At 54.0% G+C, this 14,511-nt stretch carries 14 protein-coding genes; 11 read left to right on the top strand and 3 right to left on the bottom strand.

Annotated features, from left to right (window positions below; all coding sequences use genetic code 11):
• Window positions 1–119: 119 nt before the first annotated feature.
• Both J5067_RS14080 and J5067_RS14075 read left to right on the top strand, forming a co-directional pair.
• Window positions 120–965, top strand: a complete 846-nt coding sequence (locus J5067_RS14080; RefSeq protein ID WP_264643559.1) for a dihydroorotate dehydrogenase electron transfer subunit — start codon at window positions 120–122, stop codon at window positions 963–965.
• On the top strand, window positions 962–1,891 hold the full coding sequence (locus tag J5067_RS14075; protein WP_264651375.1) for a dihydroorotate dehydrogenase: 930 nt from the start codon (window positions 962–964) through the stop codon (window positions 1,889–1,891). The genes J5067_RS14080 and J5067_RS14075 overlap by 4 nt, the downstream gene beginning before the upstream one ends.
• Here J5067_RS14075 and J5067_RS14070 read toward each other — a convergent pair.
• Window positions 1,888–2,832, bottom strand: a complete 945-nt coding sequence (locus J5067_RS14070) for a LysR family transcriptional regulator (protein ID WP_264643561.1) — start codon at window positions 2,830–2,832, stop codon at window positions 1,888–1,890. The genes J5067_RS14075 and J5067_RS14070 overlap by 4 nt on opposite strands.
• Window positions 2,833–2,992: 160 nt before the next feature.
• On the opposite strand from J5067_RS14070, the gene J5067_RS14065 reads away from it, so the two are divergent.
• The 4 genes from J5067_RS14065 to ybcJ all read left to right on the top strand — a co-directional run bounded on the left by J5067_RS14065 (window position 2,993) and on the right by ybcJ (window position 7,200).
• Window positions 2,993–4,138 carry an MFS transporter gene (locus tag J5067_RS14065; RefSeq protein ID WP_264651493.1) on the top strand — a complete coding sequence of 382 codons (1,146 nt, stop codon included), beginning with the start codon at window positions 2,993–2,995 and terminating at the stop codon, window positions 4,136–4,138.
• A gap of 243 nt (window positions 4,139–4,381) precedes the next feature.
• The gene (locus J5067_RS14060) at window positions 4,382–5,968 is read left to right on the top strand and encodes a sensor domain-containing diguanylate cyclase (RefSeq protein ID WP_264651374.1); all 1,587 of its coding nucleotides are present in this window, start codon (window positions 4,382–4,384) and stop codon (window positions 5,966–5,968) included.
• A 79-nt stretch (window positions 5,969–6,047) separates the two neighbouring features.
• Entirely contained in the window at window positions 6,048–6,911 is an 864-nt protein-coding gene (gene folD, locus J5067_RS14055) for a bifunctional methylenetetrahydrofolate dehydrogenase/methenyltetrahydrofolate cyclohydrolase FolD (RefSeq protein WP_264643563.1), read from the top strand.
• Window positions 6,912–6,987: 76 nt separating this feature from the next.
• Window positions 6,988–7,200: a ribosome-associated protein YbcJ gene (gene ybcJ, locus J5067_RS14050; RefSeq protein WP_264643564.1), complete on the top strand. Its 213-nt coding sequence runs from the start codon at window positions 6,988–6,990 to the stop codon at window positions 7,198–7,200.
• A gap of 96 nt (window positions 7,201–7,296) precedes the next feature.
• Here ybcJ and cysS read toward each other — a convergent pair whose 3' ends face one another.
• Window positions 7,297–8,682, bottom strand: a complete 1,386-nt coding sequence (gene cysS / locus J5067_RS14045; RefSeq protein ID WP_264651373.1) for a cysteine--tRNA ligase — start codon at window positions 8,680–8,682, stop codon at window positions 7,297–7,299.
• Between the two features lie 224 nt (window positions 8,683–8,906).
• A complete protein-coding gene (locus tag J5067_RS14040) occupies window positions 8,907–9,329 on the bottom strand; it encodes a DoxX family protein (RefSeq protein WP_195316028.1) in 423 nt (140 codons plus the stop codon).
• 341 nt (window positions 9,330–9,670) lie between these two features.
• Here J5067_RS14040 and ppiB point away from each other — a divergent pair, with 341 nt between their 5' ends.
• From ppiB to J5067_RS14015, 5 genes are all read left to right on the top strand, one after another.
• Entirely contained in the window at window positions 9,671–10,165 is a 495-nt protein-coding gene (ppiB, locus tag J5067_RS14035) for a peptidylprolyl isomerase B (RefSeq protein ID WP_264643566.1), read from the top strand.
• Between the two features lie 10 nt (window positions 10,166–10,175).
• Window positions 10,176–10,898: a UDP-2,3-diacylglucosamine diphosphatase gene (locus J5067_RS14030; protein ID WP_264643567.1), complete on the top strand. Its 723-nt coding sequence runs from the start codon at window positions 10,176–10,178 to the stop codon at window positions 10,896–10,898.
• 200 nt (window positions 10,899–11,098) lie between these two features.
• Window positions 11,099–11,608 carry a 5-(carboxyamino)imidazole ribonucleotide mutase gene (purE, locus tag J5067_RS14025; protein WP_264643568.1) on the top strand — a complete coding sequence of 170 codons (510 nt, stop codon included), beginning with the start codon at window positions 11,099–11,101 and terminating at the stop codon, window positions 11,606–11,608.
• Complete coding sequence (gene purK, locus J5067_RS14020; protein ID WP_264651372.1) at window positions 11,605–12,669, top strand: 5-(carboxyamino)imidazole ribonucleotide synthase; 1,065 nt, start codon at window positions 11,605–11,607, stop codon at window positions 12,667–12,669. The genes purE and purK overlap by 4 nt, the downstream gene beginning before the upstream one ends.
• Window positions 12,670–13,172: 503 nt before the next feature.
• A complete protein-coding gene (locus J5067_RS14015; RefSeq protein WP_264643570.1) occupies window positions 13,173–14,453 on the top strand; it encodes an HAAAP family serine/threonine permease in 1,281 nt (426 codons plus the stop codon).
• Window positions 14,454–14,511 lie beyond the last annotated feature (58 nt).

Below are 14,511 nucleotides of genomic sequence, written 5' to 3'. Positions count from 1 at the left end.
TTATAGCGGTAACTCATAAATACAACGCCACACCAGGGCGAAAACATTATGCGCGGATTGGTTTCTCTTTTTTACACCGCGCCAGGGAAATTTATTTTATCTATATCACCGGAGTTTTTATGACAATGCGTGACGATGCCGCGCGTGCCTGTTCCCGTAGAGGAAGTACCGCACGCGAAAATGCCGCCAGCGTGCTGAGTAATGAATGGGTCAATGATGAATATAAACATCTGCGCGTGCGTGTCGATGCGCTTGCGGCACAGGTGAAACCGGGCCAATTCTTTAACCTGCAATGCCCGCAAACGGAGCAGGATAAACCGTTTTTCCGCCGCCCGATGAGCACCTGGTTTGCCAATGCGGAGCAGGGCTATGTCGATTTTCTGTATAAAGTGGTCGGTGCCGGAACGCGCGGTTTGTCGACGCTGCGCCCACAGGATGCGGTGAATGTGCTGGGTCCGCTGGGCAACGGCTTCACGCTGCAACCGGGCCATCGCCATATTCTGGTCGCCGGGCGCGGCGTCGGTCTGGCAACATTGGCACCGCTGGCCGAGCACGCGGCGGCGCATCATGTTCAGGTTACCGCCCTGCTGAGTGCGCGCGATCCTGAGCACTTGATGTCGCAGCAGCGTTTTCTCGCCAGCGGTGCCACTGTTATCGAAGTGACGGACAGTGATGGCTCCAGCGCCATGGCCCAGGTTGAGCAACGCATTCGCGCCGTGCACCAGCAGCGCCCGATCGATGCCGTCTATACCTGCGGTTCATCCCGCGTGATTCACCTGTTGCAACGCCTCTCACAGGAGTTGGGATTCAGCGGCGAAGCCGCACTGGAACAGCAGATGGCGTGCGGTTTGGGCATGTGCTACTGCTGCGTTCGTCCCATGCGCGATAAAGAGAGCCACGCGCTCAGCGATAAACGCGTGTGCTACGACGGCCCGGTATTTCCGCTGCATGAGGTGGTGTTATGACGGATTTGAGCGTCGATATTAACGGACTGCGTCTGGCAAATCCGGTGATGCCCGCGTCAGGCACCTTTGCCGAAGGATTGGCCGACGTGATTGACTTTAATCGCCTTGGCGCTTTCGTCACCAAAACCTTCACGCTGCACCCGCGCAGCGGCAACCCGCTGCCGCGTGTGTGTGAGCTGGATTCGGCCATGCTCAACGCCATTGGTATTCCCAGTAAAGGCGTTGAGGACTTTATTGAACATACGCTGCCGTTTTATCAGCGCTATGCGCCGCCGCTGATCGCCAGCATATCCGCACCGACTGCACAGGAGTTTGCCACCCTGGCAGCGCGCCTGAGCGAAGTGCCGGGCATTGCCGCTATCGAGGCCAACATCTCCTGCCCCAATATTGAAGAGGATGGGCGCGCCTTCGCCATTGAACCGGTGGCAACCGCCCGAGTGATCAAGGCGTTGCGTCAGGCGACTTCCCTGCCGCTCTGGGCCAAACTGACGCCGAATACCTCGGATGTCGCCGCCGTGGCGCAGGCGGTAGAAAACGAAGGGGGGGATGCGGTGGTGGTGGGTAACACGCTGTTGGGCATGAGTATTGATATCCACAGCAGGCGACCTCGGCTGGGCAATATCATGGGAGGTCTCTCCGGCCCGGCCATCAAGCCCATCATGCTGCGCATGGTCTACCAGTGCCACAAACATATTTCCATTCCCATCATCGGCTGCGGCGGTATTTCCAACGCGGAAGATGCCATCGCCTACCTGCTGGCAGGGGCGAGTGCCGTACAGGTGGGCACAGCAACGTTTATCCAACCGCAAACCATGATTACGCTGCTCGATGACCTGCACCACTACTGTCAACAGCAGGGCATTCGCCATATCAGTGAACTGACAGGCGCGCTGAATGATACCCCGCTGCTGGCAGAGGTACGCTAACGGAATTCGGGTTTACGCATTCCCACTAATCCCGGCATGGCATCGCGCATTAACGCCAAAAATTTGCGCAGCCGTGCGGGATAGTAGTTGGCATAAGGGTAGAGCAAGAAAACCGGCAGTGGTGAGGCTTGCCACTGCGGTAACACATGAATCAGCCGACCGGAGCGGATGTCATCCTCCACCAGCCAGGCCGAAATAATGACCGCGCCAATACTGCTTAATGCGGCCTGACGCACGGCATACAGACTGTCTGACGTGAGCCGTGGAACAATGGAAAAGTGCTCGCTCTGCCCGGTTTCACTGTGGGACAACGTCACATCGTAGTGATAAAACTGCCGGATGGCGATCCAGGGCAACGCCGCCAAAGCATCAATATCTTCAATGGCGTTCTTAGCCTGAGCCAACAGCGTGGGAGAGGCCACGATGATACGCGGCACCTCCGCTAAACGCGTGGCAACCGTCGCCGGATCGGTGGCTGGCCCAACGTGTATCGCACAGTCAATATTGTCGGCAATAAAATCCGGTGATTTATCGTTCAGCATCCACTCCACGGAGAGTTGCCCGTACTGATTGAGAAATTGCGTCAGCGGCGCAATAAGCTGTTCCTGACCAAACGCATGCGGAGCACGCACCCGAAGCACGCCCGTGGGTTCAGCATCCGCCCCTTTCAAATCGTCCTCTAGCGCCTCCCAGGCGGCGATCAGCGATCGCGCGTGTTGGTAACAGCGCTCACCGTCATCCGTCAGCTTCATGGCATGGGTAGTGCGCAGCAGAAGCTTGGTATTCAGCAACTGCTCCAGCGCTTGCAAACGGCGGCTGATGGTCGCCTGAGTCGTCCCCATCTGCTGCGCCGCTGCCGACAGAGAACCACTTTCAATAATGCGCGTCAGCGTCTGCATCAATTCTATACGATCTATGTTGCTCACTATGCCATCACTCATACGCGATACGTATAACTGTTTTACCACTTATCCGGCTACAACGCGACGCCACATTGCTGAACAATACGCCCCAACACGACAGCACAACGGGGAAATTCACATGTCGACCATATCAAACACCGAGAGCGAAAGCGTCGCACAGCCGACCCTTTCCGGCCTGATGACGCTCATCCTTGCCATTGGCGCGGGATTCAGCGTGGCATCAATTTACTATGTTCAACCGATTCTGCCGCAGATAGGTCATGACTTGCAGTTGACACTTGATGGCATGGGGCTGGTGCCCACGTTGACGCAAATCGGTTATGCGCTCGGCATCCTGCTTTTATTACCGCTCGGCGATCGCTACGATCGGCGTAAGATCATTGCCGTTAAAAGCGCGGCGCTGACTGCCATGCTCTGGCTGTGTAGTCAGGTGACAGGGCCAACCGCACTGTGGCTTTCCAGCCTGCTGCTCGGTATGGCCGCCACTCTGGCGCAAGATATCGTGCCCGTCGCGGCCATTTTGGCCCCAGCGGGAAAACAGGGAAAAAATGTCGGCACCGTCATGACCGGTTTGTTGATCGGGATACTGCTGTCTCGAACCGTGAGCGGCGTGGTGGGTGAATACATTGGCTGGCGGGCTATGTACCAGTTGGCCGCCGTCAGTATCGCGATTATCGGTGTTGCCCTGTGGCGTATTCTGCCTGCCTTTGCGCAACACTCGGCCTTGAGCTACCCAGGTTTACTGCGCTCTATGCTGCAACTGTGGCGCAGCTATCCGGCACTGCGCCGTGCGGCACTGGCGCAAGGGCTGCTCTCTGTCGGGTTTAGCGCATTCTGGTCAACGCTGGCGGTGATGCTGGAACAGCATTACCAATTGGGCAGCGCCGTCGCCGGTACCTTCGGTCTGGCAGGGGCCGCCGGGGCACTGGCCGCCCCACTCTCAGGCAGCCTGTCGGATCGTTTTGGCGCAGGAAAAGTCACACAGTTAGGCGCGGCGCTCTCGGCCATCTCTTTTGCCGCCTTGTTTCTGTTACCTGCACTGCCGCTGCACGGTCAATTGGCCCTGATTGCGCTTTCCGCCGTGGGTTTTGACCTGGGATTACAATCCGCATTGGTTTCCCACCAGACGCTGGTTTACAGTTTGAACGCTCAGGCACGTGGTCGGCTCAACGCCCTGCTGTTTACCGGCGTATTTATCGGCATGGCATCAGGATCGGCACTGGGTGCCAAAGCGATGTCGATCGCCGGTTGGCCGGGCGTCACCCTGCTTGCCACACTCGCCAGCGTTATGTGCCTTATCGTCAGGCTGCGTTCAGAAAAATAAGGCTGAATAATCACAACGGGCGGCAAATCATGCCGCCCGTTATTAAAAAAACACCACTTAAGACTCGCTTTTTAATAACACGGCTACACTTAGTGTATTCGCATCCTGCGTTTTTCTATGCTGCCATTTAAAATCATTAACATAGACTTATCGGGGCAGAGAAATTCTCTTTTCGCGGGATACTTTACTGACATGGATAAGTAATGCGGACATGTCAGCATGGGGGACAAGGGATACCATTGCATGAATACACGCGCGCAGTCGACAGAACAACGCACATCACCGTCTCTGCAAAACCTGATGGCAGGTTTTATCCTTTTTATTATTCTGGCCGTGGTCATACTTAATGGATGGGTGGTTTTTAACTCCTATCAACGCACCCTTGAAGCCACCGAAAAGCAGGCGGATAACTTATCTCTTTCGCTTTCACGTCACGCCGAAGACACCTTCTTGCAAGTGGAACTGTTGCTCCAGGATCTCAATGAACGCATTGAACAGGATGGGTTTGGTGGGCAACAACTGCCCCGTCTGCAACAAACGCTGAAAAATCGTAAATCAACGCTGCCGCAACTACACGGCATCTTTATCTATGACGCTTCAGGACACTGGCTGGTAAACGCCGCGGATTACACGCCTAAAAATGCCAATAACTCCGATCGCGAATACTTCAAATATCATCAAAATAATCCCAGTAACAGTTTGTATATTGGTAATGTCATCCGTAGCCGCACCACTGACGATCTGATTATTCCGGTTTCGATGCGTTTGAATAATGGTGATGGCAGTTTTGCAGGCGTGCTGCTCGCCACCATCTCTATCAATTATTTCAAACTCTATTACGGCTATTACTCGATGGGCGAGACTGACGTATTAGCCATTTTGCTGTCGGACGGGCATATCCTGTATGGGCGTCCTTTTGATGATTCACAAATTAATCGCGATGTATCCGCAAGCCCGCTGTTTGTGGAGCATCTGAAAACATCCGCCAGCGGTACGGCCACCTTCTATTCCGCCGTTGACCACGTTGAGCGCATCTATGGCTATACCCGGCTGAAACGCTACCCGATTGTGATTGCGGCGGGTTATAACAAAACCCAGGTGCTCTCCAACTGGAAAGTCGACTCCACCATTTATACCGCTATCGCCCTTACCTTGCTGCTGATCATGAGCAGCATGGGCGCGATCGTGCTTAAGCAGATCAACATCAATGAGAAGAACCAGATCGACCTGACTAAAGTGCGCGACCAGCTCACCGCGATGAATCACACGCTGGAAACGCTGGCGCTGTTGGATGGCCTCACCGGCCTGGCAAACCGACGGCAGTTTGATATTTTCCTGCGAGAGACCATCGCGCAGTCGGCCCTTTCCGGAAAACGAATAGCGCTTATCATGCTCGATGTCGATATGTTCAAGAAATATAACGACCATTACGGCCATGTCGAGGGTGACAAGTGTCTGCAAACCGTGAGCCATGCGTTAAGCAGTATGCCGCGCCGCAAGGAGGATTTGATTGCACGCTACGGCGGCGAAGAGTTTGTCATCATTCTGATGGATGTGACGGAAGAAGGCGCCGTGGCCTTCGCGGAGCGGGCGCTGGAAGCCATCAGACACCAGCGCATCCCCCATGAACTCACCACGTTGGATGAAAAAGTCGTCACCGCCAGTGCAGGCGTCTATCTTTTTGTCGGTACCACACCGGCTCAGGCACCGGAGAGCGTGATTAATCGCGCAGATAAAGCGTTGTATCAGGCCAAGAATAACGGCAGAAATCGCGTTGAAATTGCGGCGGAAGAAGCCAACAGCGGTCAGGTGCGGACGAATTTATATTGATACAGAGCCTGACAGCGCGCGTTGCTTCTGACAAAATAGCTCCATCCCCCGTAGTTTTATTTGATGGATTTCCAGAGAGATGGCAGCGAAGATTATTGATGGTAAAACGATTGCGCAGCAAGTGAAGGATGAAGTTTGTGCGCGCGTCAAGCAACGTCTGGCCGAGGGCAAGCGTGCGCCAGGGCTGGCGGTTGTGTTAGTCGGCGATAATCCCGCCTCACAGATTTACGTCGCGAGCAAACGCAAAGTGTGTGACGAGGTGGGCTTTGTCTCACGCTCTTATGATTTACCCGCTACCACCACCGAATCCGCGCTGCTGGCGCTAATTGATGAACTTAATGCCGACAACGCCATTGATGGCATTTTGGTTCAGCTGCCACTCCCCGAAGGCATTGATAACACCAAAGTCATCGAGCGCATCGCACCCGATAAAGACGTGGACGGTTTCCACCCCTACAATGTCGGCCGTCTGTGTCAGCGCGACCCGCTACTGCGTGCCTGCACGCCGCGCGGCATCATCACGCTGCTGGAACGCTACAATGTGGACATGTTCGGCTTGAACGCCGTGGTGGTGGGAGCTTCCAATATCGTTGGCCGCCCGATGAGTCTGGAGCTGCTGCTGGCAGGTTGTACCACCACGGTCACCCACCGTTTTACCAAGAACCTGCGCCAACACGTTGAGCAGGCCGAGCTGCTGATCGTGGCAGTGGGCAAACCGGGCTTTATCCCCGGCGAGTGGATTAAACCGGGCGCCATCGTGATCGATGTTGGCATCAATCGCCTGGACAGCGGCAAAGTGGTGGGCGACGTAGAGTTTTCCGTCGCGCAGGAGCGCGCGTCGCTAATAACACCGGTACCCGGCGGCGTTGGCCCGATGACCGTTGGCACCCTGATTCAAAATACGCTGCAAGCCTGCGAAGAGTACCACGACGGCAACGCGTGACAGCACTGAATACGGTTAACGCATCACGTTAACATCGCGCTCAGGCGCGCCTTTTTCTTTCTTACAGCAGGATGTTATGGAAACTTTTCATCTCGATAAACACCCGCACGTTGAACTGTGCGATCTGCTTAAACTGCTTGGCTGGAGTGAAAGCGGCGCTGCCGCCAAAGCCGCCATTGCTGACGGTGGCGTCACCGTTGACGGCCAGGTAGAAACGCGCAAACGCTGCAAAATCATTGCCGGTCAACGGGTCACCTTTGCCGGGCAATCGGTCACTGTAGCGCCCTAAGCGACAGCCCGTCGTTTGACCCCATAAAAATCGCCCGCGACGGTAAACGTTCGCGGGCGAATTTTTTAGTGCAGTAACACGTTACGTGCAGTAGCGTTACTTACGACGCCAAACCGTACCCTGTGGGCCGTCTTCTAATACAATCCCCATTTCCGTCAGGCGCGCACGCGCTACGTCGGCCAGCGCCCAGTCTTTGGCTTGACGCGCGTCGTTACGCTGTTGAATCAGGGCTTCAATCTCCTGCACTTCATCATTATCCGCCTGAGAACCGCTTTGCAGGAAAGCTTCCGGGTCTTGCTCCAACAGCCCCAACACGCCCGCCAGACGGCGCAACGCGGCTGCCAGCGCATCGGCGGCCACCGCATCTTCCGCTTTCAGGCGGTTGACATCGCGCGCCATGTCAAACAACACCGAGTAAGCTTCCGGCGTATTAAAGTCATCGTCCATGGCCGTGCGGAAACGCGCTTCAAACGCCTCGCCCCCTTGCGCCGTCGCCGCCGCATCGGTACCGCGCAGCGCCGTGTACAAGCGCTCTAAAGACGCACGAGCCTGTTTCAGGTTCTCTTCGCTGTAGTTCAACTGGCTGCGGTAATGACCAGACATCAGGAAGTAACGCACAGTTTCCGCGTCGTAATACTTCAGCACATCGCGCACGGTAAAGAAGTTGTTGAGCGATTTAGACATCTTCTCGCGATCGATCATCACCATACCGGAATGCATCCAGTAGTTGACGTAGGGACCGTCATGGGCGCAGGTCGACTGGGCAATTTCGTTCTCATGGTGCGGGAACATCAGATCGGAACCACCGCCGTGAATATCAAAATGCTCGCCAAGCTGTTTGCAGTTCATGGCGGAACATTCGATGTGCCAGCCGGGACGCCCTTCGCCCCACGGAGATGTCCAGTGCGGCTCGCCGGGTTTGGACATTTTCCACAGCACAAAATCCATCGGATTGCGTTTCACTTCCGCAATCTCAATGCGCGCACCCGCTTTCAACTGTTCCAGATCCTGGCGAGAAAGCACGCCGTAACCCGGCGCACTGTCGACAGAAAACATCACATCACCGTTGCCGGCCACATAGGCATGCTTACGCGCAATAAGCTGCGCCACCAGTTCGATGATTTCGGCGATGTGGTGCGTGGCACGCGGCTCCAGATCGGGGCGTAAAATGTTTAACGCGTCAAAATCAGCGTGCATTTCGGCGATCATGCGCGAGGTCAGCTGTTCGCAGCTCTCTCCATTCTCTGCGGCACGTTTGATGATTTTGTCGTCGATGTCCGTTACGTTACGCACATACTTGAGCGAGTACCCCAAATAGCGCAAATACCTGGCAACCACATCGAAAGCCACAAAAGTACGCCCGTGACCGATATGACACAGGTCATACACGGTAATGCCGCATACATACATGCCCACGTTCCCGGCATGAATGGGTTTGAATTCCTCTTTTTGGCGACTCAGCGTATTAAAAATCTTTAACATCAAAACATTCCATGATATTCGCGGGAGAAGTGGAGTATGCGCAGCCAACGGAACAACGCCATAAAGGCGGGTTCAGCAAGCCCAGCAGCGTATTGAAACCTGAACCTCGGGCTATTGCAAGACTGAGACAGCGTAATAGGAAGATAATTGACAAGGATTAAAAAAACAGAAACCCGGCAATGGCGTGCCGGGTCTCGTGTTACTGCTTGCAAACCGAAGCGGCGTTAGCGCAAATTCGGGTTACTCATCACTGAGTATTTCCCGCTGCCCAACAGCGCGATAGCCAATGCGGCAAAGAAGAACACCGCCGTCGGTTCAGCGCCCCAGGCACCGGTTTTCGCCAACGAAACAAAGCCCGCTGGAGCCGCCAGGAACTGCGCAACCACCATGGTGCCCGCAACCACTAAGGCGGAAGGACGAGTCAGAATGCCGAGAATCAACAAAATGGGAGCAACCACTTCACCAGCGAAGACGCCATACGCAATAAACGTCGGTAATCCCGCATTGGTCAGCATGCCCGCGATAGCACCCACTCCATCAACAACTTTGTGCCATCCATGAAAAATCAACAAAATGCCAAAAGCGAGACGCAGCAGCAGTTTGCCTGCATCGGGTTTATCCAGTACACGATTGATTAAGCCCAGCATGATTCACCTGTTAGTATTGTTAGTAAACTCAGTAATACGAATCATTTAAGACTAATCTGACTTGATTGCAAATCCTACCTCCAAATAAGTAATGTTTGATCTACAACAAGAAAATTTTTATTCAATAAAATAATGCAAATGTATGACATATTGTCAATTTTATTGACACTGTGTTACTTTTTAACCAAACGGTCCACATTTGCCCGGCGAATAGTTCCCTCGTCATACTGACTCGCGCAGCCAGTTATGCTATAAGAGCGCCTTGGTTATTCAGCCTTTGTGCAGGCAGAGCTGCTCGGCGGCTCGTGTCTCGTCCTTCTGGTTATCAGGGTTTACTCATCATGATTACATTACATACAAACTTCGGTGACATCGTCATTAATACGTTTGCAGACAAAGCGCCTGCTACTGTGGAAAACTTCGAAAACTACTGCCGTAACGGTTTTTACGACAACACCATCTTTCACCGTGTGATCAATGGGTTCATGATCCAGGGCGGTGGTTTCGCACCGGGTATGCAGCAAAAAGCCACCGAAGCGCCTATCGCCAATGAAGCCAATAACGGCGTGAAAAACACCCGCGGCACGCTGGCTATGGCACGCACCAACGATCCGCACTCCGCTACCGCACAGTTCTTTATTAACCTGGTGGATAACGATTTCCTCAACTTCCGCTCAGAACGTGCAGACGGCTGGGGCTACTGCGTGTTTGCCGAAGTGACTGATGGCATGGACGTGGTTGACAAGATCAAAGACGTGGCAACCGGCCGCAGCGGCATGCATCAAGACGTTCCTAAAGAAGATGTGGTGATTACCCACGTGACTGTCAGCGAGTAATCGCAGCAGCATGGCAACACTGTTTATTGCCGACCTGCATCTTAACGTACATGAACCGGCGATCACCGCCGGTTTTCTGCGTTTTCTGGAGCGTGATGCCCCGCAGGCGGACGCGCTCTACATCCTGGGCGATCTGTTCGATGCCTGGATTGGCGATGACGATCCGCAGCCGCTGCATGCCAGTGTCGCGCAAGCGCTGCGTCAGTTACATCAACGCGGTGTCCCTTGTTACTTCATTCACGGCAACCGTGACTTCCTGCTGGGCAAGCATTTCGCCGCGCAGGCAGGCATGACGCTGCTCCCCGCCGAGCAGGTAGTGGAGTGCGATGGACGCCGGGTCCTGATCATGCACGGCGATACCCTGTGCATTGACGACGCGGCCTATCAGAAATATCGCCGCCGGGTGCACAATCCCGTCATCCAGTGGCTGTTCCTGCGTTTACCCCTGCGCCTGCGTCTCAAGGTGGCGGCAAAAATGCGTGCAGCCAGTCAGCAGGCAAACCAGAGTAAGTCGCAGCAGATCATGGATGTCAATCAACAGGCGGTGCAGGCGTGTTTACAGGCGTATAACGTCAACACCCTGATTCATGGCCATACCCACCGACCCGCCATACACACCGTCATAACCCAAAGCGGCGAAGCGCAACGCGCGGTGCTGGGTGCCTGGCATGAGCAAGGATGGATGATAAAAGTCACGGCTGACGATACCGCCTTGATTTCCTTTCCCTTCTGATTTTCTCCGCTTTTTCGCCGCCTTTTGTAGCAAACCTGTGATGCCGTTAACGGCAATAATACTGCGATTTGTCCCTACGCAACCGTTTTCCTTCCCGAACGCTCATGGTATGATCTGCGCCCTCCAGCCAGAGCGTCATTCGTTTTCTGGCCGACGCAGCCATGCGTCTCAATACGTCATATCACAGGAGCACTACAGGCATGTCATCCAACGCTGCCCCGGCAAAAATTGCCATCGTCATGGGTTCAAAGAGTGACTGGGCTACGATGCAGTTTGCTGCGGAAATTCTCACCACACTCGCTGTTCCCTTTCACACCGAAGTCGTTTCAGCGCACCGCACGCCGGACAAACTGTTTAGTTTTGCAGAGCAAGCCGCACAAAACGGGTTTGATGTGATCATTGCGGGCGCAGGCGGAGCAGCGCACTTGCCCGGTATGTTGGCAGCGAAAACGCTGGTGCCAGTGCTGGGTGTGCCGGTTCAGAGTGCAGCATTGAGCGGCGTTGATAGCCTGTACTCCATTGTGCAAATGCCGCGTGGCATCCCGGTAGGCACGCTGGCCATCGGCAAAGCCGGTGCCGCCAATGCTGCCCTGCTCGCCGCACAGATTCTGGCGCTGCACGATGGCGAGCTGGCGGTTCGCCTTGCCGCCTGGCGTCAACAGCAAACCGATGAGGTACTGGCACATCCCGATCCGCAGGAGGAGGCATGAAGCCCGTTTGCGTATTAGGAAACGGCCAACTGGGCCGAATGTTACGTCAGGCCGGTGAACCCTTGGGGATTGCCGTCTATCCGGTGGGACTGGATGCCGAACCGGAATCCGTGCCGTTTCATCACGCGGTCATCACCGCCGAGATTGAACGCTGGCCGGAAACCGCATTGACGCGCGAATTGGCTGAGCACGCAGCCTTTGTTAACCGTGATATTTTTCCGCGCCTGGCCGATCGCCTGACGCAGAAACAGTTGCTGGATTCGTTGCAGTTGCCTACCGCCCCCTGGCAGTTACTGGCTTCAGAGCAAGAGTGGCCCGGCGTCTTTAGCCGACTGGGCGAGTTGGCGATCGTCAAACGTCGCGTGGGTGGCTATGACGGCCGCGGCCAGTGGCGTTTGCGTCACGACACCGCAGCGACCCTGCCGCAAGAGTGCTACGGCGAATGCATCGTGGAACAGGGCATCGCCTTTTCCGGTGAAGTGTCGATGGTGGGTGCGCGTAGTACGGATGGACACTGCGTGTTTTATCCGCTGACGCACAATCTGCATGAAGAGGGCATTCTGCGTGCCAGCGTTGCGCTGCCGCAACCGGATGCGCGCATGCAGCAACAGGCGGAAACCATGCTTGCTGCCATCATGAATGCGCTCGGCTACGTCGGTGTGATGGCGATGGAGTGCTTTATCGTGGGCGATCGTTTACTGATCAATGAATTGGCCCCCCGCGTGCACAACAGCGGCCACTGGACGCAAAATGGCGCGTCCATCAGCCAGTTTGAACTGCACCTGCGCGCCATCCTGGATCTGCCGTTACCGAAACCGGTGATTGATGCACCGGCCGTTATGATCAATCTGATCGGCACAGACGTTAATCCCGCCTGGCTGGCACTGCCGCTGGTTCATCTGCACTGGTATGACAAAGACGTTCGCCCAGGGCGTAAAGTAGGCCACCTGAACCTGACGCACAGCGATCGCGCTCAGCTACAACACACGTTACAGGCACTGGTGCCCTTGTTACCTGAAGCCTATCACTCCGGCTTGCAGTGGGCGCAAGCAACGCTTTAACCACTGTACGCTTCCCACCGTGTGGCGTTACGCGGTGGGAAGTGCATTCCCGCACTATCCCCCTCTGTTGGGTAAGCAAACCATAAATCCCTATTTTTTTTATGGTCTTATTTTGGCGTGACATATGGATTATTAGGTTTATTATTAATCGCTGGTGAATTAACGCTATTTATTAGCAACAGTGCTATTGGTTATTATTTGGCATAATTATTACGTTAAAGTATCAAATAAGAGACCTTATAAATAAATAACGTAAAGTATCATCATTGATATTTTATTTATGGCCGAATTTTGATAAAATTAAAACACGTCAATTCATTTCTGTGATCGTCTCAATATTATTCGCTGACCGCCTCAATATAGAATGCCGCCACAATCAGTATTGACTCTCTAACATACGATTGCGTTATAAAAACGCGTGGATGTTTATTATTTATACAATGTTGGTGCCGTTGCCAATATTGACATGATTTGCAAACTGTGTTCACCAAGGAGAACCCATTATGAGCACAATTCAAGAAAGCGGTGCGATCGTCGCACCCGCTTCTGGTTGGCATAAAAGCGACACCGTCTGGATGCTCGGCCTGTATGGCACAGCCATTGGCGCGGGCGTGCTGTTCCTGCCGATCAACGCCGGTATTGGTGGATTAATTCCATTGATAATTATGGCAATTATTGCTTTCCCGATGACATATTACTCACACCGCGCACTGTGTCGATTTGTTTTATCCGGTAAAAAAGGCGGTGAAGATATTACTGAAGTGGTCGAAGAACATTTCGGTGTCGGCGCAGGAAAATTAATCACACTGCTCTACTTTTTTGCAATTTACCCTATTCTGTTGGTTTATAGCGTTGCCATTACCAATACGGTAGACAGTTTTATCACTCACCAACTTCATTTACCGTCTCCGCCGCGTGCCATACTGTCCCTGGTATTAATTCTGGGCCTGATGTTTATCGTTCGCTTTGGCGAAGCCATGATTGTAAAAGCCATGAGCATTCTGGTTTATCCTTTTGTCATGGTATTGATGCTGCTGGCATTTTATTTAGTTCCGCATTGGAATTTAGCGATTTTTGATAATATGTCATTCACCAGCAGCGCAACCGGCAATGGACTGTTGTCTACCCTGTGGTTGGCGATCCCGGTAATGGTATTCTCCTTTAACCATTCACCGATCATCTCCTCGTTTGCCGTTGCCAAGCGTAAAGAGTATGGCGACGATGCCGAGCCGAAATGCTCCCGCATCCTCTCCTACAGCCATATCATGATGGTGCTGACCGTGATGTTCTTTGTGTTCAGTTGTGTGCTGAGCCTGTCACCCACGGAACTGATGGAAGCCAAAACGCAAAACATTTCCATTTTGTCTTACCTGGCCAACCACTTTAATAACCCGGTCATGGCCTATCTGGCACCGGTTATCGCCACCATCGCTATCTCCAAATCGTTCCTCGGCCACTATCTGGGAGCGGGCGAAGGCTTTAACGGCATGATAATCAAATCGCTGCGCAGCCGCGGTAAAACCATCGGTCACGCCAAACTGAACCGCATCACGGCGCTGTTTATGCTGGTGACCACCTGGATTGTCGCCACGCTCAACCCCAGCATTCTGGGCATGATTGAAACGCTGGGTGGCCCGGTTATCGCCTGCCTGCTGTTCCTGATGCCGATGTACGCCATTCAGAAAGTCCCGGCAATGAAGCAATACAGCGGACAGATCAGTAACGTATTCGTTACCGTGATGGGTCTGATCGCCATTACCGCCATCGTCTATAGCCTGCATTAATCCCACTCAGAAGCGGCACTAGGCCGCTTCCCTGTTCCCCTCACTGATGTCAGGAGAC

Source organism: Candidatus Symbiopectobacterium sp. NZEC151 (assembly GCF_025962655.1).
Classification (GTDB): Bacteria; Pseudomonadota; Gammaproteobacteria; order Enterobacterales; family Enterobacteriaceae; genus Symbiopectobacterium.
The sequence above is the reverse complement of the archived record's forward strand: the minus strand, read 5'-3'. Positions and strand labels throughout refer to the sequence as shown.

Coding starts and splice junctions, on each gene's coding strand:
- J5067_RS14080 (WP_264643559.1), top strand. CDS start 120: ATGACAATGCGTGACGATGCCGCGCGTGCCTGTTCCCGTAGAGGAAGT.
- J5067_RS14075 (WP_264651375.1), top strand. CDS start 962: ATGACGGATTTGAGCGTCGATATTAACGGACTGCGTCTGGCAAATCCG.
- J5067_RS14070 (WP_264643561.1), bottom strand. CDS start 2,832: ATGAGTGATGGCATAGTGAGCAACATAGATCGTATAGAATTGATGCAG.
- J5067_RS14065 (WP_264651493.1), top strand. CDS start 2,993: ATGACGCTCATCCTTGCCATTGGCGCGGGATTCAGCGTGGCATCAATT.
- J5067_RS14060 (WP_264651374.1), top strand. CDS start 4,382: ATGAATACACGCGCGCAGTCGACAGAACAACGCACATCACCGTCTCTG.
- folD (WP_264643563.1), top strand. CDS start 6,048: ATGGCAGCGAAGATTATTGATGGTAAAACGATTGCGCAGCAAGTGAAG.
- ybcJ (WP_264643564.1), top strand. CDS start 6,988: ATGGAAACTTTTCATCTCGATAAACACCCGCACGTTGAACTGTGCGAT.
- cysS (WP_264651373.1), bottom strand. CDS start 8,682: ATGTTAAAGATTTTTAATACGCTGAGTCGCCAAAAAGAGGAATTCAAA.
- J5067_RS14040 (WP_195316028.1), bottom strand. CDS start 9,329: ATGCTGGGCTTAATCAATCGTGTACTGGATAAACCCGATGCAGGCAAA.
- ppiB (WP_264643566.1), top strand. CDS start 9,671: ATGATTACATTACATACAAACTTCGGTGACATCGTCATTAATACGTTT.
- J5067_RS14030 (WP_264643567.1), top strand. CDS start 10,176: ATGGCAACACTGTTTATTGCCGACCTGCATCTTAACGTACATGAACCG.
- purE (WP_264643568.1), top strand. CDS start 11,099: ATGTCATCCAACGCTGCCCCGGCAAAAATTGCCATCGTCATGGGTTCA.
- purK (WP_264651372.1), top strand. CDS start 11,605: ATGAAGCCCGTTTGCGTATTAGGAAACGGCCAACTGGGCCGAATGTTA.
- J5067_RS14015 (WP_264643570.1), top strand. CDS start 13,173: ATGAGCACAATTCAAGAAAGCGGTGCGATCGTCGCACCCGCTTCTGGT.